General features: G+C 44.1%; 18 protein-coding genes. 6 read left to right on the top strand and 12 right to left on the bottom strand.

The window, feature by feature from the left end; genetic code table 11:
- Positions 1-34: 34 nt before the first annotated feature.
- The 5 genes from VHA01S_RS03515 to cysD form a co-directional block, all read right to left on the bottom strand.
- On the bottom strand, positions 35-1,015 hold the full coding sequence (locus VHA01S_RS03515; RefSeq protein WP_023402970.1) for a DHHA1 domain-containing protein: 981 nt from the start codon (positions 1,013-1,015) through the stop codon (positions 35-37).
- Entirely contained in the window at positions 1,008-1,604 is a 597-nt protein-coding gene (gene cysC, locus VHA01S_RS03520; RefSeq protein ID WP_023402971.1) for an adenylyl-sulfate kinase, read from the bottom strand. The genes VHA01S_RS03515 and cysC overlap by 8 nt, the downstream gene beginning before the upstream one ends.
- 63 nt (positions 1,605-1,667) lie before the next feature.
- Positions 1,668-3,401, bottom strand: coding sequence for an SLC13 family permease (locus tag VHA01S_RS03525; protein ID WP_023402972.1), 1,734 nt, complete (start codon positions 3,399-3,401; stop codon positions 1,668-1,670).
- Positions 3,402-3,404: 3 nt separating this feature from the next.
- Positions 3,405-4,820, bottom strand: coding sequence for a sulfate adenylyltransferase subunit CysN (gene cysN / locus VHA01S_RS03530; protein ID WP_023402973.1), 1,416 nt, complete (start codon positions 4,818-4,820; stop codon positions 3,405-3,407).
- 90 nt (positions 4,821-4,910) lie between these two features.
- Entirely contained in the window at positions 4,911-5,819 is a 909-nt protein-coding gene (cysD, locus tag VHA01S_RS03535) for a sulfate adenylyltransferase subunit CysD (RefSeq protein ID WP_021713596.1), read from the bottom strand.
- A gap of 390 nt (positions 5,820-6,209) precedes the next feature.
- Here cysD and VHA01S_RS03540 point away from each other — a divergent pair, with 390 nt between their 5' ends.
- A complete protein-coding gene (locus VHA01S_RS03540) occupies positions 6,210-7,154 on the top strand; it encodes a DUF1254 domain-containing protein (RefSeq protein WP_084309046.1) in 945 nt (314 codons plus the stop codon).
- A gap of 120 nt (positions 7,155-7,274) precedes the next feature.
- On the opposite strand, the gene ppsA is transcribed toward VHA01S_RS03540, so the two are convergent.
- Positions 7,275-9,647, bottom strand: a complete 2,373-nt coding sequence (ppsA, locus tag VHA01S_RS03545; RefSeq protein ID WP_023402975.1) for a phosphoenolpyruvate synthase — start codon at positions 9,645-9,647, stop codon at positions 7,275-7,277.
- 178 nt (positions 9,648-9,825) lie between these two features.
- On the opposite strand from ppsA, the gene ppsR reads away from it, so the two are divergent.
- Positions 9,826-10,659, top strand: a complete 834-nt coding sequence (gene ppsR, locus VHA01S_RS03550; RefSeq protein WP_023402976.1) for a posphoenolpyruvate synthetase regulatory kinase/phosphorylase PpsR — start codon at positions 9,826-9,828, stop codon at positions 10,657-10,659.
- Between the two features lie 163 nt (positions 10,660-10,822).
- On the opposite strand, the gene VHA01S_RS03555 is transcribed toward ppsR, so the two are convergent.
- The 6 genes from VHA01S_RS03555 to VHA01S_RS03580 are packed head-to-tail and all read right to left on the bottom strand — an operon-like array spanning position 10,823 to position 15,486.
- A complete protein-coding gene (locus tag VHA01S_RS03555) occupies positions 10,823-11,602 on the bottom strand; it encodes a heme ABC transporter ATP-binding protein (RefSeq protein WP_023402977.1) in 780 nt (259 codons plus the stop codon).
- Positions 11,602-12,666, bottom strand: a complete 1,065-nt coding sequence (locus VHA01S_RS03560; RefSeq protein WP_023402978.1) for a FecCD family ABC transporter permease — start codon at positions 12,664-12,666, stop codon at positions 11,602-11,604. The genes VHA01S_RS03555 and VHA01S_RS03560 overlap by 1 nt, the downstream gene beginning before the upstream one ends.
- Before the next feature lie 2 nt (positions 12,667-12,668).
- Positions 12,669-13,517, bottom strand: coding sequence for a heme/hemin ABC transporter substrate-binding protein (locus VHA01S_RS03565; RefSeq protein ID WP_023402979.1), 849 nt, complete (start codon positions 13,515-13,517; stop codon positions 12,669-12,671).
- Entirely contained in the window at positions 13,514-13,936 is a 423-nt protein-coding gene (locus tag VHA01S_RS03570; protein WP_023402980.1) for an ExbD/TolR family protein, read from the bottom strand. The genes VHA01S_RS03565 and VHA01S_RS03570 overlap by 4 nt, the downstream gene beginning before the upstream one ends.
- Positions 13,933-14,604: a MotA/TolQ/ExbB proton channel family protein gene (locus VHA01S_RS03575; protein WP_023402981.1), complete on the bottom strand. Its 672-nt coding sequence runs from the start codon at positions 14,602-14,604 to the stop codon at positions 13,933-13,935. The genes VHA01S_RS03570 and VHA01S_RS03575 overlap by 4 nt, the downstream gene beginning before the upstream one ends.
- An 18-nt stretch (positions 14,605-14,622) precedes the next feature.
- Positions 14,623-15,486, bottom strand: coding sequence for an energy transducer TonB (locus VHA01S_RS03580; protein ID WP_023402982.1), 864 nt, complete (start codon positions 15,484-15,486; stop codon positions 14,623-14,625).
- A 181-nt stretch (positions 15,487-15,667) separates the two neighbouring features.
- Between VHA01S_RS03580 and hutW the strand changes: the two genes are divergently transcribed.
- From hutW to VHA01S_RS03600, 4 genes are all read left to right on the top strand, one after another.
- Positions 15,668-17,023 carry a heme anaerobic degradation radical SAM methyltransferase ChuW/HutW gene (gene hutW / locus VHA01S_RS03585; RefSeq protein WP_023402983.1) on the top strand — a complete coding sequence of 452 codons (1,356 nt, stop codon included), beginning with the start codon at positions 15,668-15,670 and terminating at the stop codon, positions 17,021-17,023.
- Positions 17,024-17,042: 19 nt separating this feature from the next.
- A complete protein-coding gene (hutX, locus tag VHA01S_RS03590) occupies positions 17,043-17,564 on the top strand; it encodes a heme utilization cystosolic carrier protein HutX (protein ID WP_023402984.1) in 522 nt (173 codons plus the stop codon).
- Positions 17,561-18,148: a heme utilization protein HutZ gene (hutZ, locus tag VHA01S_RS03595; RefSeq protein WP_023402985.1), complete on the top strand. Its 588-nt coding sequence runs from the start codon at positions 17,561-17,563 to the stop codon at positions 18,146-18,148. Before hutX ends, hutZ begins: the two co-directional genes overlap by 4 nt.
- Before the next feature lie 114 nt (positions 18,149-18,262).
- On the top strand, positions 18,263-20,425 hold the full coding sequence (locus tag VHA01S_RS03600) for a TonB-dependent hemoglobin/transferrin/lactoferrin family receptor (RefSeq protein WP_023402986.1): 2,163 nt from the start codon (positions 18,263-18,265) through the stop codon (positions 20,423-20,425).
- Positions 20,426-20,503 lie beyond the last annotated feature (78 nt).

Raw genomic sequence — 20,503 nt, forward strand, 5'->3', positions numbered from 1 at the left:
GGAGAAAAGTAGGAACCTTAATTATTTCAATCTATTAGATAGCAAACTGCTGCTGCATTTTTTCAATAAAATCATCTAGCTGGCTTTCATGCAGGGCATTAATGCCCGCCGCAGCCTTTCGACCACCGCCGCTTGGAAATTGACTGCAAAGCTCATCTGCCCCTTCACGACGATTCAACGGGCTTCGTACGCTTACGGTATAAGTTTCTTGCTCTGGGTTTGCTGTAATTACCGCGATGGCTTGGTCTGGGTATTGATTGGCAAGCCAGTTACCAAAGGTGCCGCTGATGCGTCTCGCCCATGCTTGGTTAGGCAATAGATACACTGCAATGTGCGAGCTGCTATGGTAATGCTCGATGCTTTGTACTTGCGCCCAATCTGAATCAAAGCCTTCTTTTAGCTGATAAAAGACGCTGCTTTTATCGTTTTGCAGGGCTAAAGGAGAGGGATACGAATAGAGCTTTTGATATAAGGCTTGCGGATGAAAGTGTAAATCTTGGATGCTGTGACCGTAACCATTGTAATTAATCAAAGTGCCAAGCTGTTTTAAAAACTCAATCTCATTATTGGTCAGCCCATTCTGCTGGCCTAGCGCGGTTGCTTGAGTCATCAAATTGTCACCAAAAGCGCCGGTACAGGCCCATAAATATTGAGCGCCGCTCAGGTATTGATTGATCAGAAGGCTAGTACAAGTCTCAGGAGAGGTGTCTATTTGCGTAGTCAAATACGTCGACTCTGGTATAGCACCCGTCCTGTGGTGATCGCAGTAAAAGGTTGCAATATCGCGCTCGAGTAGCGCTTGTAGGGCGGCTTGGTTTTTCTCCATCGAGATATCCAATACACACACAGAATCGATGTTTTCCGAGTGGATGATGCTTTGCAATAATTGAATATTGCGCTTTACGCCAGTGATCAGTTGCCCATCTATTGGCGTTGTTTTACGCAATTGTAGCAGGGCGCAAATACCATCGGCATCGCCATTAAAAACGTCAAAATGCGTTAATGAGCTAGACATAACCGTGATCTCGTAAATATTGAACGACTTGCTCAGCTGTTTGCTCGATAGATAATTGGTCAGTTTTAAGGTGCACTTCTGGCGCGATAGGCGCTTCGTAATCTGATGTGATCCCTGTAAAGTGTTTTATTTCGCCACTGCGCGCTTTTTTGTACAAGCCTTTTGGATCGCGCGCTTCACACACGGCTAAGGGTGTATCCACGAACACCTCAATAAAATCACCTTCTGGCAATAGTGCACGAACCTGTTCTCTATCTTGAATAAACGGAGAAATAAATGCGGTCAGTACCAGAGTGCCCGAATCGACAAACAGCTTTGCTACTTCACCAATGCGTCGGATATTTTCAACTCTATCGTGATCGGAAAAGCCCAGATCGCGGTTTAAACCGTGTCGAACATTATCACCATCAAGAAGATAGCTGTGCATTGCCAGTTGATTGAGTTTCACTTCCACGGCATTGGCAATGGTGGATTTACCCGAGCCACTTAACCCGGTAAACCAAAGCACTGCTGATTTATGCTTTTTTAGTGCTTGTCGCTGACTTGCCGATACTGAGGCTTGATGCCACACAATATTTTCCGTTGTCATAGTAAAACGTTACTCCTTGTCGTGGTGCAGTGGTGTAGTGTGCAGTGGTTCGCAAGAACCATCTTACAAGCCAAAAAAATGTTCGATAGCGAAAATAGCGGTAAAGCTGTAAATAATGCTGATTGGCGCGCCTATTTTTACAAAATCTGAGAGCTTATATTGACCTGCGTTAAACACCATTAAGTTGGTTTGGTATCCATACGGGCTAATAAAGCTAGCACTGGCGCCAAAGGCCACCGCCATAACAAACGCAATCGGGTTGGCATTTAAGCTCAGCGCCAGCGAATAAGCGATAGGGAAGGTCACCGCCGCCGCGGCATTGTTAGTCACCAATTCAGTCAGTAGCAGCGTTGAAATAAACACAATAATTAACGCCACATGCGGGCTTAATGTCAGGTTATTACTGACCAATATGGTGTCTAAATACTGAAATAAGCCACTGTTTTGTATCGCAAATGACATCACAATCGCTGAGGTGATGATAAGCCAAATATGATACGGAAAGCGCTGAGTGACATCATTTAAAGTGAGCACGCCAAAGCATAATAGAGCGCCAAACAGTAGCAACATGGCTTTGAATAAAGAGACAATGCCGATTGATGCGCACAGCAGTGCAATCGCAAAGCTACATAGGGTGGCTTTTTCGCCCAGCCCTTTAAGTTTATTTTCCACTTCAATATCGCTAAGCAAAATAAAGTGTTTTTCAAAAGCGGGGGCAAGCGAAGGTGGCTCACCGGCGGTAAGCACCAGATAGTCTCCCGCTTTTAGTTTTACTTCACCTAACTTGCCGGATAATCGCACGCCGTTGCGCTTAATTGCGACCACGCCTGCGTTAAATTGTTGGCGGAAATTGCACTCTTTAAGAGAGCGGTTCACCAGGTTACTTTGTGGTAATAAGATAGCCTCAACGAAGCTTTTTGAAGCCAATCCTTCTTTTTCGGCAAAAATTTCCAGCCCATTGTAATGGGTCAACTGCGAGACTTTGGATACATCGCCGTTAAAAAACAGACGATCGTTCGCTTCTAGTACTTCGGTAGGGGAGACTGGGCTGATAATGCTGCCTTGTCGCTCCATCTCAATTAAAAACAAAGACTCCATATGACGCAGACCATTTTGATTGATGTCTTTGCCAATTAAGCTTGAACCATTAGAGACGCTCGCTTCAATAAAATAGCTGTCGCTAACTGGGGTATCGGTTTCATTGTTGGGTAAAAAGCGCAGTAATAGCGTGAGCATTAAGCCACAAGCGACCACCACACATAACCCGACCGCAGTGAAGTCAAAGAAAGAGAGCGGGGGTAAATCGGTATCGAGTAATAAACTATTGACGATCAAATTGGTGGAGGTGCCAATTAAGGTCAATGTTCCGCCTAATATGGCGGCGTAAGAAAGAGGTAATAACAGCTTAGTCGCGCTGTGATGAGGGTTGTTGCGTATTGGCGATAATAGGCTTGAAACTACGGCTGTGTTATTGAGAAACGCTGAGAAAACAACAGTAAAGCCAAATAGGCGAGCGAATGTCTCGCCATAGCTTGGGCGTATTACGAACTGTGCCATAATTCGTAATACGCGCGTTTTTTCCAGAGCAATAGAGCACAGCATTAGCAGAATCAGGGTTAATAACCCTTCATTGGAGCCAGCATTAATGACTTGTTCATTGGTGACAAGATTCAATGAAAACAAGGTCAATAATGCCAGACCAAACACCCGTGCCGGGTGTTTCTGAAAACGAATTAAAGCAACAATTGTGGTTACAAAAACCAGCAATACAACGCCGCTTTGAAGGCTCGTGCTCATTGGTTATGCCTTACCGAGTAGGTCTTTTGCATCCCAATGCGGGAAGTGCTTACGAACTAACTGGTTTAGCTCAAGCTCAAACTCAGAATAGGCATGAGTGGCTTTTTGTTGATTCTCTAATGCGCCTTGCACCATACCCGCACCAACCGTTGCGTTGGTAAAGCGGTCAATGATGATGAACGCGCCCGTAATACGGTTATTGTCGTAAGAATCAAAAATCACTTTTTCGTTAAAGTCTAAGTGACACTGACCAATCTCATTCAGATTTAGCTGAGTCGCCGGCAGTTTTTGCATGCTGTTTACGTCAACACGGTGAGCAATTTTTGATACTTGCCCCGTCACGGTTTTAGTACCGATCTTGATCAGATATTCGCGATTTAACTGCAGCGCATCTTCGTTCATCCAAACGATATTACAATCCAGCGCATTACTGTGATGAGGCTGTTGATCAGGGCGCACTAGTACGTCGCCGCGGCTGATATCTACTTCATCTTCTAGGGTTAGGGTAATGGCTTGCCCTGCAAATGAAGATGTCAGGTCGCCATCAAAGGTAACAATCGACTTCACTTTGCTTTCTTTGCCCGATGGCAATACTTGAATGCGATCGCCTACACGAATCTCACCGGACACTACCGTGCCACAAAAACCACGGAAATCGAGGTTAGGGCGGTTAACGTATTGCACAGGGAAGCGGAATTCGCCTTCTATTTTGCCTTTGTTGGTTTGCGCAGAGTTGAGTAGACGCATCAAGGTAGAACCTGGGTACCAACCCATATTTTTACTTGGGAATACCACGTTATCGCCATGCAGTGCAGAGACCGGCACAAACTGGATGCTGTCAAAATTCAGCGCCTTGGCAAACTCACGATATTCCTTTTTGATCTCTTTATAACGTTGCTGGCTGTATTCAACGGTATCCATTTTGTTTACTGCAATAATGGCGTGTTTAATGCCCAGCAGTGAACAAATGAATGAGTGACGGCGAGTTTGAGTTTGTACGCCGTGACGTGCATCAATTAGGATAATCGCTAAATCAGAGGTTGAAGCGCCAGTTGCCATGTTGCGCGTGTACTGCTCGTGTCCGGGAGTATCCGCAATGATGAATTTACGCTGGTCTGTGGTGAAGTAACGGTACGCCACATCAATGGTGATGCCTTGCTCACGTTCAGACTGCAAACCATCAACCAGTAAGGCTAAATCGAATTCTTGGTCGGTGGTGTTGTATTTTTTTGAGTCTTTTTGAATCGCAGATAACTGGTCTTCAAAAATCAGCTGATTGTCGTACAGCAAGCGACCGATCAAGGTTGATTTACCATCATCGACACTGCCACAGGTGATAAAGCGCAACAGATCTTTGTTTTCGTGTTGTTTTAGGTACTCTTCCACATCGTATGAAAGTAGATTTGAAATTGTGTTCATCGGTAATCCTTGTCAAATATTTCCGTTTTTGGCTTACGCTATGTCGTTGGCTTACCCTATATATCTGGGTAACGAGTTATCGAATGGGGCTTAGAAATAGCCTTCCATCTTCTTCTTCTCCATCGAACCGGAGGAGTCGTTATCAATCACGCGCCCTTGTCGTTCGGAAGTCGCTGTGAGCAACATTTCTTGGATAATTTCAGGAAGTGTTTCAGCTTTTGATTCGATAGCACCAGTAAGCGGGTAACAGCCTAAGGTACGGAAACGGACTTTTTTCATTTGCGGAGTTTCGCCCGGCTCTAAAGGCATACGTTCGTCATCAACCATGATCAGTGTGCCGTCACGTTCCACTACAGGACGCTCTTTAGCAAAATACAGCGGAACCATGTCGATGTTTTCTAAGTAGATGTATTGCCAGATATCCAGTTCAGTCCAGTTTGATAGTGGGAATACACGGATGCTTTCGCCTTTATCTACGCGAGCGTTATAGATTTGCCAAAGTTCAGGACGTTGGTTTTTAGGGTCCCAACGATGATTTTGATCTCGGAAAGAATAGACACGCTCTTTAGCGCGAGATTTCTCTTCATCACGACGGGCACCACCAAAAGCGGCGTCAAAGCCATGTTCATTAAGTGCTTGCTTTAAACCTTCTGTTTTCATGATGTCAGTGTGCTTTGCACTGCCATGAGTGAAAGGGCTAATGTCCATATCCAAACCACGTTGGTTTTTATGCACAATCAGATCAAGCTCATACTTTTCTGCGAGCTCATCACGAAATTCAATCATCTGCTTGAATTTCCAGTTGGTATCGACATGTAAAAGCGGGAATGGCACTCGAGCTGGATAAAAGGCTTTTCGTGCAAGATGAAGTAATACAGAAGAATCTTTACCAATAGAGTAAAGCATTACTGGGTTTTCAAACTCAGCAGTCACCTCGCGGATGATCTGAATTGATTCAGCTTCAAGGGCTTTTAAGTGGGTAAGTCGAGCGGTATCCATAATAGATGTCTATCCCTGTTATTAAGATGTGATAGCAAGCTAACAACAATCGATAGCTTTGGCTCATAACTAAGCTATCTAAGATAGGCAGAGAAGGACTAAGGGAAAATTATCTGATGTGGATTTACTGACAATGTTTATGTTTATCAATAACTTAAGTTCAATTTATTGTCGTAGGAATAATCTTTTAAATACCCACCCTCTTAAAGCATAAAAAGAACATACTTATAACTAAAGTGAATATATTGAAGTTTTGATAACATTCGCTCTGTAGAGTCTTGGTTGTAAAAAATAACCGAGCTCGCAGGTGCTCGGTTATATTGTGTTTAATCTGCCTATTTAAGAGTCAGGTTTGGCTTAAGGATTGAGCTGCCAATTAAAAGCGTCACTATGAGGTTTGGATTGTATGCAATCTACGAAACGGCGCGACAGTATCTGAAAGTTCAAGAAAAGGTGGGCGTGAATAACTTTGAACATAAGCGCGTTCTCACTCCGACCGATCAACAGCCCGTAGTACGCATGAACCGAGATACATTCTATTCGATGGCTGTTGTTAACGTTTCACAGGGGGCAACGATTACGCTTCCACAAATTCCAGAAGGCAAATACATGTCTATGGAAGTGATTACAGAAGATCACCGCATTCAGGCAATGCAATACGGTTCGGGTACTTTTGATCTTTCTACTCATGCTGGCGACCATGTGTATGTGATTGTTCGTACCGATGCGACATTTACCGAAGATGAAGTGCATGCGATTCAAGATAAAATGACCATTGACGCAAAAGCGAGCGCAGAATTTAAAGCGCCACAAGTACAAAAAGGCCCTTTTGAAAAGGTAGAAAAAGAGCTGAAAGCGGAGATGCCAATCATATTGAAACGAGATGGTGCTCAGGCAACCGCAGGTATGTTTACTGATCCGCAAGATGAATCCAAAGAGCTATTTACAGAAGAGAAGTATGCGGTAGGTGCGGCAATCGGTTGGGGCGGGGCGCAACTGCAAGACAATATTTATGAAGTATCAGGTAACTTCCCAGCAGATACTTGTCACCAAGCGACTTTTGAAGACCCAGAAAATCAGGCTTTTTGGTCAGTAACTGTATATAACAAACAGGGCTTTATGTTTAACGATGTGGCAAATGTCAGCTCGAATACGGCGACTAAAAATGCTGATGGTACTTATACCGTGAGCTTTGGTTGTGGTGATGATGCGCCAAACAATATTGCGACTAAGAACGACTCTGGCGTATTTAACCTAGCGTTCCGTCATTATATGCCAAGCCAAAAGATGCGCGATGGTTTCCGAGTGCTGCCTTTAGTGAAGGCGGTTAACTAAATAGAAAACAGCATCAGTTTTGCATAATTAGTCTATAAATCGGAGTGTTTGTGAATGCAAAGCCCTGCTTCTTGTTGAAGCAGGGCTTTGTTAGGTATTGCATGAAGCGTTCTTATTTATCTACTTATTTATGACGTTACCAAGCTTCAACCATGTATCGATAACCGTATCCGGGTTTAGTGAAACAGAGCTGATGCCTTGTTCCATTAACCACTCTGCTAGGTCGTCATGATCAGATGGGCCTTGGCCACAAATGCCCACGTATTTACCTGCTTTGGTTGCTGCATCGATAGCCATTTTCAGCATCGCTTTTACAGCAGGGTCACGCTCATCGAATAGGTGTGCCACATCACCTGAATCTCGGTCTAGGCCAAGAGTCAGTTGTGTCATGTCGTTTGAACCGATAGAGAAGCCATCGAAGTACTTCAAGAACTCGTCAGCCAAGATTGCATTCGATGGTAGCTCACACATCATGATAACTTTTAGACCTTGCTCGCCACGGCGAAGATCAAACTTAGCCAGAATGTCAATAACCGATGCCGCTTCGCTTGGAGTACGAACGAATGGAATCATGATTTCAACGTTCTTAAGACCCATTTCGTTGCGAACGCGTTTGATCGCTTGAGTTTCTAGCTCGAAGCAGTCTTCGAATACCGGTGAGATGTAACGAGATGCGCCACGAAAGCCCAGCATTGGGTTCTCTTCATGCGGTTCAAACGTTTTACCGCCGACTAGGTTGCTGTACTCGTTTGACTTAAAGTCAGACATACGTACGATTACACGCTTAGGCCAGAACGCAGATGCGATAGTCGCGATGCCTTCTGTCAGTTTGCTTACGTAGAAATCGATTGGATCTTTGTAGCCGCGAATACGTTCGCTGATTTCTGCTTTTAGCTCGTCAGTTTGTGCATCGAAGTTCAATAGGGCTTTCGGGTGAATACCGATCATCTTGTTGATGATGAATTCAAGGCGAGCTAGGCCAACACCTTCGTTGGGGATTTGTGCGAAATCGAAAGCACGATCTGGGTTACCTACGTTCATCATTACCTTAGCGGGTAGCATTGGTAGCTCATCAACCTCAGAACGTTTGATTTCAAAGTCGAGTTCACCGTTGTAAACGTAGCCTGTTTCACCTTCTGAGCATGACACTGTTACGGTATCGCCAATGTTTAGGCTGCTTGTTGCGGTACCACAACCAACAATCGCAGGGATACCAAGCTCACGAGCAATGATTGCAGCGTGACAAGTACGGCCGCCACGGTTAGTGACAATCGCAGACGCTTTCTTCATCACAGGTTCCCAATCTGGGTCTGTCATGTCTGTGACCAGTACGTCACCTTCTTGGACCAGTGACATTTGGTCTAGAGAGTCAACCAAACGAACAGGGCCTGAGCCGATACGTTGACCGATAGCACGGCCTTCAACTAAGACATCGGCCTTGTTGTTTAGCTCGTAACGCTCAATAACGTTTTGATCGCTTTGAGAACATACCGTTTCAGGACGTGCTTGAACAATGTATAACTTACCGTCGATGCCGTCTTTAGCCCACTCAATGTCCATCGGACGTTGGTAGTGCTTCTCGATGATCATCGCTTGTTTGGCCAGTTCTTTGATCTCTTCATCGTTCAGTGAAAACTCGTTACGCTCTTGCGTGTCGGTATCGATGATATCAACTTGCTTGCCGATCTCTTGGTTGGTTGAGTAGATCATCTTGATCAGCTTAGAACCAAACGTCTTCTTAACGATTGGGTCGTGACCCGCTTCTAACATTGGCTTATGAACGTAAAATTCATCTGGGTTCACTGCGCCCTGTACAACCATTTCGCCGAGACCCCAAGAAGAGGTGATGAATACCACTTGGTCGAAGCCAGACTCAGTATCCAGCGTAAACATCACGCCTGAAGAGGCTTTGTCTGAACGAACCATGCGTTGAATACCCGCAGACAGTGAAATGCCACGGTGGTCAAAGCCTTGGTGTACGCGGTAAGAGATAGCGCGGTCGTTAAACAGTGATGCGTAAACGTGCTTGGTTGCTTCGAGTACCGCATCGATACCTTTCACGTTAAGGAAGGTCTCTTGCTGACCTGCGAATGAAGCATCTGGAAGATCTTCTGCGGTTGCCGATGAGCGCACCGCTACAGACAATTCTTCGTTGTCTTCAATTAGTTCGCGGTAGTTATCACGGATATCTTGCTCTAGTGATTCTGGGAAAGGTGCGTCTAGAACCCATTGTCGAATCGTTGCACCTGTCTTACGCAGTGCGTCGACGTCTTCAACATCAAGTTCATCAAGTAGTTGATGAATGCGCTCATCGAGACCTTTGTAGTCAAGAAAGTCGTTAAACGCATACGAAGTGGTAGCAAAACCATTAGGAACAGAAACACCAGCATTGGACAGGTTAGAAACCATCTCGCCCAGTGAAGCGTTCTTACCGCCGACTTTGTCGACATCTTCCATGGATAGGCCATTGAACCATAAAGTATTATTTTGCATTTATTTCTCCAGAAACATAGCAAGCATTGTAGGGATTTAAAAGCAAACGATTACGTAGCAGTTTAAAAAAATGTAAATTATTTTTTAAAGCTGTGGGGGAGGTAATAGTCAGCAGGGTTTTATTATCTATATTATGGAGACCATCCTACTCAAAATAATTTTAAACATTAAATAAAAAATGCAAATTGATATTCAAAATCGTGACGTATTCTATGTTTCTGATGGAACGGCTATAACATGTGAGACTTTAGGGCGTGTTGTTCTAGGTCAATTTCCATTCAAAGCCAATGCAAAAACCTTTCCGTTTGTGGAAAGTGAAGACAAACTTTCTGATTTATTAAAAGAGATTGAAGTTTCGTATCGTGATACTGGGTTAAAACCGCTGGTGTTCTTTTCGATTGTGATACCGGATATCAAGGCCAAGCTGCTCGGAGCGCCCGCGCACTGTTATGACGTGTTAGAGAGCATAGTGCAGAAAGTACAAGATGACATTCAGATGGCTCCTGTTCCTAAATTGCAGCGCTCACACAGTGTAAATAAGGATTCAGTTAAGTATTTCGATCGTATTGCTGCGATAGAGTATACGCTCGCACACGATGATGGCATCACGCTAAAAGGGTTGGAAGAAGCCGACATCATCTTATTGGGTGTTTCTCGAAGTGGCAAAACACCAACTAGTTTGTATATGGCGATGCAATTTGGTTTACGCGTAGCAAACTACCCATTTATCCATGATGACCTAGCGCGCTTAAAGCTGTTGCCAGAATTTGAAATCTACCGACACAAACTGTTTGGGTTAACGATTGAAGCAGAAAGATTGATGGAGATTCGAGAGAACCGCTTAGCAGGCAGTGAATACGCCAGTGACTCACAATGTTTGTATGAGTTACAAACGGTAGAGGCGATGTTCCGCCGAGAAGCGATACCTTACATCAACACCTCTTCACTATCGGTTGAAGAAATTTCGACACGCATCTTGGAGCGAACGGGTTTACGACGCCGCTTGCTTTAAGTGTTTGGTTGATAAAAGCTATGCTTTTGTTTTGTTGCTCCTGCTATAAGGAGCAACAAGGTGATCTTGTCCGTGATTCCTACCTATTGCTTAAGGAAAGGTTAACGAAATGGATCACTGGTTTTATGGACTGAACGGTCTCTAGATGTAGAGAAATGAATGTCTAGTGAGCCGATAATATGACTGGATGCTGCTGAGTAGGGTGCGGCATAACTTGTGTTTGCCAACTATACACCTCTTTAATGGTTTCAGAGGTCAGCACTTCCCACGGCGTGCCGTCGGCAACTATGTTGCCTTGGTTGAGGACGACAATTCTATCGGCGTATTGCGCGGCAAGGTTTAGGTCGTGCAGTACGGCGACCACACAAGCACCTTGTTTAGCTTGTTGCTGGGTAAGTTGCAAAGTGTTGTGCTGGTGGCTTAAATCCAGCGCCGAGGTGGGTTCATCCAAAAACAGTATTTTGCTGTGCTCAATGGAGTCTAGTTGAGTCAGCACACGCGCCAAATGCACGCGCTGTTTTTCGCCGCCAGACAGGCTAGGATACAGGCGCTGGGCTAGGTGTAATATCCCTGTTTCTTCCATTTTTGTTTTTGCTACGCGAGTGATGTTCTTTTGCCCGCCCGATAAGGTTAACCCGCCTAATTCAACCACTTCTTGCGCGGTAAAATTAAAGGTTAGTGAGCTTGATTGAGGCAGTATTCCGAACTGCTTAGCCAGCACTTTTTTATCCCAATCACACAAAGGTTTACCCATGATCAGGTGCTCACCTGAGTAGGGCATTTCATTGCTGAGTGTTTTTAATAAAGTGCTTTTTCCTGTGCCATTCGGGCCAAGTAATACGGTGAATTCATGAGAATGAAATTCGATATTGACCTTATCTAAAATGGACTTTTTACCGATATTTACTGAAATATCGGAGCATTTTACTACTGGAATGCGCATTAAATTCGTCCTTTTTGCGAGATAAGTAACCAAATAAAGAAAGGGGCACCTAATACTGCGGTAATGATTCCCACCGGGATTTCTAAGGGAGCAATTAAAATGCGTGACAACATATCAGAGATAAGCAGCAGCAGTGCGCCCAATACCATAGCCAGAGGCAACAAGGTTTTGTGATTAGGGCCTGAAATCATGCGCCCAATATGCGGCACGATTAGGCCGATAAAACCTATCATTCCCGCCAGAGAAACCGTTACCCCAACGCCGGCGGCGGTAAGTAGAATCAATCGACCTTTCAGTTTTTGTACGTTAATGCCCAGATGATTCGCCTCAGCTTCGCCTAACAATAATGCATTTAAATTCTCGGCGTCTCGGTAAAATAAAAGGCCTAGAATAACGAGCACACTAAAGGCAAATATTACGCCCGAGAAATTGGCCCCCGCGAGCGAACCCATGGTCCAAAGAGACAAGTCTCTAAGGGCTTGATCATCGGCAAAGTAGTTTAAAAGCCCCAACATAGCCCCCGAAAGTGCGCCAATGGCCACCCCGGCAAGTAGCATCATAGTGACTGAGGTTCCCGTGGGGGAGGTGCCAAGTTGATAGACTAATAAAGTGGTGATTGCGCCACCTAAAAACGAGAACATGGGCACAGTGCCAAACATTAATAGCTGCGGATAGCTTTGCGCCAATGAGCCGAAGACCACAATCGCTAGCGCCGCACCTAATGCCGCGCCTGCTGAAACGCCAATAATGCCAGGATCGGCAAGAGGGTTTCTAAATAGTCCTTGCATTACCGCGCCACAAATCGCCAATATGCCGCCTATGGCGATGGCCAGTAGGGTTCGAGGCAAGCGCACTTGCTGCACTATCATATGAATATGCGCAGGCAGTGCCCCATCATGCAGATCCAAAAACTTAACATTGGAGGCTAAGGCTCTCATGCTTTGACTAAAGCTGATCTCCATCGGCCCAACACTGATGGAAAGCACGCTAGTGAAGCAAACACAAATCAGCGCAATACTGAGTAAGGTTGGCGTTGATAGTTTAATCGAGGGTGCAAAGTTCATAATTAGTCGCGCTGGAAGGTTTGATAAAGAGTTTGGCTTAACTCAATGCTTTCAATACCAAATCCGCCAATAAGAGCGCTGCCCGGTACTGGAATGATTTGGTTGTTGGAAGCCGCTGAAGTGGCTGCTAGCAGAGGGAATTTATGCAGAATACCTTGCTGCCCGCCCATGGCATCCCAGGTGCGTTGTGGCACTAAAATGTAATCGGGTTGGATATTGATAATGGCTTCAAAAGACATGGATTTATAAGAGTTAAAGTCTTGATTTGCAGGGTTTTTACCACCAGCAAGTTGAATGACTTTGTCTATAGTCGTTTCTGAGCCAGCAATAGTGGCAGGGCGACCTTCACTTAACATAGCAAAAATAGCTTTAGGGTGATGTTTAGGATCAAGCTTGGCTAGATTTTCCATTTGATTGTGAAGTTTATCTTTAAGTTCAATGGCTTGTTCTTCTTTGCCTGTGACACTGGCTACCGTATCAATACGTGCATCTAGATCAGCTTCACTGTTGCCCGCAGGGACAGTAATTACCTTTATGCCTGCAGATTTTAGTAAGGCCAGAGCTGTGTCAGGGCCCATTTCGTTAGAGCCGATAATATGCGTTGGATTTTGCGCCATTAACCCTTCTGCTGACAGTTGGCGATGGTAACCCACCTGCGGCAACTCGCCAGTAGGATCAAAATGCTTACTGGTGATATCAATCGCTACCAATTGATCTTTAGCATCTAGAGCATACAAAAGCTCGGTAACGCTAGAGCCCACGCTGATGATTCTGTTAGGTTCACTTTGCGTATTAGCTAAAGTAAACGAGGAGAAAAACGCTAGGGTGATGAATAAAAGTGTTTGTTTCATTGGGTACTCTCTTCCATGACAATGTTTGTCGCATCAATATTGTTGGTTTGTAGCCAAGCGAGCAGTTTTAGCATCGACTCCACATCGGCAGATTTATCGGGCGAGATAATCAAATCTCTTTCTGGTGACATTGTCACTTTTTCTAATAAGGTACGGGTAAAAGCATTCCAATTGGCAAAGCTTTCACCATCAATGGCCCACTTGGGCTCAGAGGTTAAAATATTCACGGTAATCACCGTTTTATTTTGGTCACTGAGTACTTGTGCATCTTCTGTTTGAGGAATGGCCACCTCCATTGTTTTAATGGTGATATTGGCGGTTAATAAAAGAAACACCATCACGATAAAAATAATATCGAGTAGGGGAGTCAAATCGGGTTTAAATTCTTCATCAAACAGAGAAGACTGAGACTTGATCATGCAACGACCTCTTCACATGACTTTGCATTATCAGGACACTCAATAGAGATACCTTCAATGTGTAAGTTACTGTGATTTAAGGTGTATTCGATAGTCGCTAAGGTTTTTTCTATCCACATGCTAAGCAGTTGTGCGCCGGTAATGGCAGGCAAAGCAATTAATAGCCCGACCGCAGTGGTAGACATTGCCAAGCCTAAGCCATCAGCCAAAACTGATGGAGAAATCGATCCTGAGGTCAGTGCTAAGCCTTTAAACATTTCAATTAGGCCCAATACCGTGCCAAGCAAACCAATCAAAGGGCTGATGACTCCTATGATAGAAAGGGTACGTATGCCTGATTTATATTGCTGACGCTTTTTAAACAACCAGATGCTAACGGCTTCTTCTCGGAGATCTTTAGTAAAAGAGCGATGACCAAGCAACATGCGCATGGCTTGAAACATAATAGTTTTACCTTGCAGATCGCGTTCAATGAACTTTTCAACTTGCTCAGAATTTGAAAAATCAATGCGGTGCACTTTGGATAATATTTGTGTGGTGTGAGTTCTGCCATTAAGCAGCATATAAAAAGTGCGTTCGATGATGAGCATAAGCGTGAGAGCTGACAAAACGGTCAGTGGTATGGTCATCATTCCTAATTGGCTGTGAAGCGTAATCAAGGTGTTCATAGTGAGCTCGTGTTAAATCTAGTTAAGTTTAAAATTAATTGGCACTTGCACGCGATACGCCATGCGTTGTCCTTGTTCATTTCGACGTTGGAATTTCCATTTGGTGACGGCTTTAACCGCCGCAACGTCTAAAATTTCATGACCTGAAGAGTGCACAATCAGCTGTTTCATTTGCTGGCCCTCTTCATTTATCCAAATCTCTACCAAGGTGTTACCTTGCCAGCCACGTCGCTGGGCCAGTTTGGGATAATTCACTGCTGTTGGTTTGGCAGAGAAAGTTGGCTTGCGGATCATTTTTGGTTTAGCGCTTTCACTGGCCGTTGTAGTTTCAGTCGCTTCAGTAACAGTGACGTCATCTATTTTTACTTTTTCATCTAAGTTTTCTTTCACCACTTGTGTTGTTTTTGCTGGGGCAACTTTGGCCACTTCTTTTGGCTCAGGCTTAACTGGCTCAATGGGTTTTTTAGCTGTAGTAACTGGCTTTTGAACAGGTTTAGGCACAACTGGTTTTGGGGTTATCTTTTTCTGTTCAGGTTTCTTCTGTACAACTTTCTGTGGCTTTTCTACGGGCTTAGGTTTAGTTACTGGTTTAGGTTTTGGCGGTTGAACTTCTTTGTTTACTTCTTGCGGCAGTGGTTTTTCTATTGCCTGTGGAGCCTCTTCCATAGGCGCAGGTTTGTTTTCAGTCTCTTGACGAGTGGCTTCTTTTTTAACTTGTGCTACAGAGATAAATTGAATGTTAAGTGCTTGACCTTGCAGATCATTGGCAAGGGTGATCTCTGGTTTTGGTGAAGAAAAAGAAAGTGCAACACCATGAATTAAAAGGGAAATAGCACCTGCTATTAAATATCTATACTTCTTCACTGTCGTCAAAATTGTCATAAATTAATCCTGAATTAATGCGAGTATACATAAGGCCGTAATAAGAACAATAATCATTTATATTTCGATTTAAGATCGTGATCTTAGTCACGATTCAGGTTGAATGAGATTTATTATCATTAAAAAGTATGACAATAATCCGCCAAATCGTTATTTAGAATATGGAAAGTAAGAAGTAGATATGAATCTTGAATTGGACAATTTAGATATCATAGGCAGGCATACACCTGATCCGTTGCGATTTGCCTTTGAGAAGAAAAAAGGTGCGCACGCAGGAGGAGTGGCTAAGCCGGTATCCCCAGATTTGGTGCAGTCTACATTAACTAGCGCTTTCTCAGGTTCAGGAGAAAAGACGCCACGCTGTCTGTATATCCATATTCCTTTTTGTCGGGTGCGCTGCACCTACTGCAACTTTTTCCAATACGCTTCTAGCAGCCAATTAATCGATCGCTATTTTGCCGCACTTAAAAAAGAGTTGTTGTGGAAGGCGAGTATGCCTTGGAGTCAAGATTACCCATTCCAAGCGGTTTACATTGGCGGTGGCACGCCTACTGATCTAAGTGCAGAGCAAATTAAAGAGTTGGCTCAGTTGGTTCGTCGTCACTTCCCGTTGACTCCAGATTGCGAGTTCACCCTAGAAGGACGCATTAATCGTTTTGACGACCAGAAATTTGAATCGGCATTAGAAGGTGGCATCAATCGTTTCTCTTTTGGCGTGCAAAGTTTTGATACTAAGGTGCGTCGTAGCGCTAAACGCCTTAATGACGGCGATGAGGTGTTAGAACGTTTACAGCATTTTGTGAGTTACAACAGCGCCCCGATTGTGATTGACCTGTTGTATGGATTACCACATCAAACTTTAGATACATGGGCCAATGATCTAGAACTTTACCTAGAAAGTGGTGCTAATGGGGTCGACCTTTATCAGTTGATCGAGATGCAGAACTTGCCGATGGGGCGTTTAGTCGCACAAGGGAAACTGCCAGAACCCGCCAATACACAAACCAAAGCGAGCATGTTCCAAATGGGTGTTGAGTTTATGGCGAAGCACCATCAAACACGCTTGAGTGTCAATCACTGGAGTTCAGGCAACCGCGAGCGTTCAATTTATAACAGCCTAGCAAAAACGTCTGCACAAGTGATGCCATTGGGTGCAGGCGCTGGTGGCACAGTAAATGGTATTAGCTCAATGCAATATCGTGATATGGACAAATATATAGCCGCTGGCGAAGCGAATGAATTTGCCGCGGCAATGGCGTTTCATCGTTCACCGAACGCGCATATTGAAAGCATCATCAAAGCGGCATTTGATCGTGGTGTTTTGAGCGCAAATGCCTTGCCAAAAGGAATGTTCGAACGTCTACAACCCCTTTTCCAAGCGTGGAAAAAGAACGGTTTAGTTGAACTTAGTAGTGGCTATTTATCGTTGACCTTAGCGGGGCAGTTTTGGTCTGTCACGCTAGCTCAAAATCTAATTCAGGTTGTCTCAAGCAACCAAGCACAACCACATAACAAGAAAATAACACAAGCAGCATAATTGATTTTAGGGGATAGAAATGTATAGCAAATTAAGCAAACAACAAGTTTTAGAAGCTGTTGCCACTTTGATGGAGAAGGATGACTCTGTGCCTGTCTCTGAAATGTCGGCGCAGCTAGATTTAACCGAAGGTGAGATCTCTTTTGTACTGCCTTCTAGCATGATGACCGCTATTTCCGGTGAGCATGCACAAGCTATTTTAGAAGCTTTGCCTGCATGGGGCAAAGTAACGACTATCGTGCATTCATGTGGTTCGATATTTGAATACAAAGCGCCTTTCCCTAAAGGCAAGGTGGCGCACGGCTATTACAACCTAATGGGTCGTGAAGGTGAATTACATGGGCATTTGAAACTGGAATTGGTTAAACATATTGCGGTCGTTTCAAAACCATTTCATAAGATGGAAAGCCACTACATTGGCTTTTTTGACAAGATTGGCGAGTGCGTGTTCAAGGTCTATTTGGGCCGTGACCAAAAACGTCAGTTATTCCCTGAACAATTAGAAAAACTAGCTCAACTTAAAAAGGAATTTGCACAATGAGTGCCCATGATCAAGGTGAAAAGAGTCGCGCAGAAATAAAGCAGGAGCGCCTACAGGGTCGTTTAGGACCTGAAGTTCAAGAATTTCGTGATACTTGCAAGAGTTTACAGCTAGCCACTATCACCAAAGATGGCTTACCGCACGTAAGCTACGCGCCTTTTGCGTTTAACAATGCCGGTTATTACATTTTGGTCAGCGATCTTGCCACCCATGGTAAGAATCTAAAATCGAACAAGAATGTGTCGATCATGATGGTAGAAGATGAAGCCTGTGCCAACAATGTGCACGCCAGAAAGCGCCTTACATTTGATACTACTGCTGAGCATCTAGATAAAAGTTCTCAACAAGGGATTGAAGGGGTGCAAGCATTGCAACAACGTTTTGGTGAAATGGCGCAAAATTTAGCCAAATTAGGCGACTTTAACCTCTATAAACTCACCCCAAGTAATGGGCGTTATGTGAAAGGATTTGGGCAGGCATTCAATGTATCAGGTAATGATTTAGTAGATTTTCTGCACTTATCTGAAGGGCATGTGCAGCATGAGAAAGAAAGCATGGCTGAGCTAACACCTGAACAAAACTAATCTCTAGCTCTCACATATAGAGAGCAAAAAATTATAACCAATCTTGATGCTGACTTTGAGCCTTCTTAGTCGGCAGGGCTTTTACAACTTTATAAATGGATTTTTGGTCTAATCATGTATAAAAAAACAACTTTAGCCGTTGCCATCAGTGCAATTGTTGCCTCTTCAGCTGTATTTGCTGAGGAAACCTTTACCTTTGATGAAGTGGTCGTTTCAGCCACAAAAACAGAGCAAAATAAAAGTGATGTCTCTTCATCTGTCGCAACCGTAAGTCGCGACGACTTAGATTCGCAGATGAACAATAATTTAAAAGATACTCTGAAATATACCCCAGGCGTTCAAGCCCAAGGCAGTGGTCGCTTTGGTGTTTCAGACTTCAACATTCGTGGTATGGATAATAGCCGCGTAAAAGTGATGGTGGATTCGGTACAGCAACCTTTCTCATACAATCCAGGTTCGACTCAACAACGTAAATACCCAAACACCATTGAAACCGACACTTTAGCAGGTATTGAAGTAAGTAAAGGTTCGTCGTCTAGCCTGTATGGTTCAGATGCCATTGGTGGTGTGGTATTGATGCGTACCAAAAATCCGGATGATGTATTAATCACTGATGGTGATGAAAATCGTTTCGGTATTAAATCTGGCTATTCATCGGTTAATAATGAGTTTAAAAACACCGCCACCTGGGCAATGCGTCAAGGTAAGTGGGAAACATTAACCATGTTTACTTATGCCGATGGTAATGAGCATCAAACGCACGGTGATGGTGCTGATATTAATGGCGAAGATCGCGGGGCAGCGGATCCGGCTGATACCGAGCTATACAACGGTTTGGTAAAAGCATTTTATCAAGTGAACGATGCGCATCGAGTAGGTTTGACGTTTGAGTATTTTGACCGAACTTACGATGAGACCGTGCTTTCTCAAGAGGGTTGGGAAATTTTCCCTGGCTTCCAGTATTCGGACGTCAGTGCTAAAGACAACACTACTCGAACTCGTATTGGTTTAGATCATGAATGGGCACTGAATAGCGTGATCGCTGATGATCTGAAATGGACAGTGTCATACCAACTCTCTGAATCGAACTCAGACAACTACGATACAACAAATTACACGGCGAATGGTTTTCCAATTTACCAAGATCGTATTCGCAACCGTCAAAGAGTGGCAAGCGATGATTCTATCCAGTTTGATATGCAGTTTAATAAAGTGATTGTTGCAGATACGCATTATCATGAGTTGACCTATGGTGCGAGTTTCTTACACAACGACTTTAGTTTAGAGAATACCGATCACTTTATTCAAAGTGGTACAGGTGCTCCGCCAAGCTCAGCTCCGGGTAGCACAGGTTTGCCGGATGCAACGGTTCAGCAATGGGGGGTATTCTTCCAAGATCAAGCCTTCTTGATGGATGAAAAATTGGTGTTAACAGCAGGCGTTCGTTATGACTCGTTTAAAACCGACCCTGAAGCAAACGATGGTTACGCGGATACTCATGCAAGTAACTCCGATGATGCCTTTACTGGGCGTGTAGGCGCGGTGTACCACGTTGCGGATGCATTCAGTCCTTATGTTCAAGTGAGCCAAGGCTTTAAAGCGCCAACGGTTTACGATCTATATTATTTCTACAACCAAGGCGCAATCTTCTATGGTAACCCAGATCTGAAAGCGGAAAAGAGTCTTTCTTATGAGCTAGGTTTCCGTGGTAAAGGCAATATTTATCAGTATGAAGTCAGTGGTTTCTACAATGAATACGACGATTTCATCACTACCGAAAAAGTGGGTACCGATCCTGCAACCGGACGTGATATTTTCACTTCAGTTAACATTGATGAAGCGCGAATCTATGGTGCAGAAGCCTCTGGTACAGTGCTTGGACCAATGGGGACTTACACTAAGTTAAGTGTGGCTTACGCCTATGGTGAAGATGTGAATACTGGTCGTGAACTGGATTCTGTTGCACCGCTAACGGGTGTGATTGGTTTAGGTTATGACAGCGAAAACAACATGTTCGGTGGTTTAATTAACTTCACTATGGTGGCAAGTAAAGACGAGTGGACAGAAGAAGATAACGTTGAAGCGCCAGCTTATAACCTACTTGATATCACCGCTTACTACCGCCCAATTAACGATCTGACACTGCGTGCTGGTCTATTTAACGTAATGGACGAAAAGTACTGGTTGTATGAAGATTTGCGAGGCAACACTGAGAAAACGGACTTTGAAACACAAGCCGGTCGCAACTGGGGTGTAAGCTTAGAATATTTCTTCTAACTTGATTTAACCTATTAACACTCTACTGGGCGTTTAGCCTATACCAATCACATTAAGTAAGTGATCAGAACTAGCGCA

It is taken from the genome of Vibrio halioticoli NBRC 102217 (genome assembly GCF_000496695.1).
In the GTDB taxonomy this organism is placed as follows: Bacteria; Pseudomonadota; Gammaproteobacteria; order Enterobacterales; family Vibrionaceae; genus Vibrio; species Vibrio halioticoli.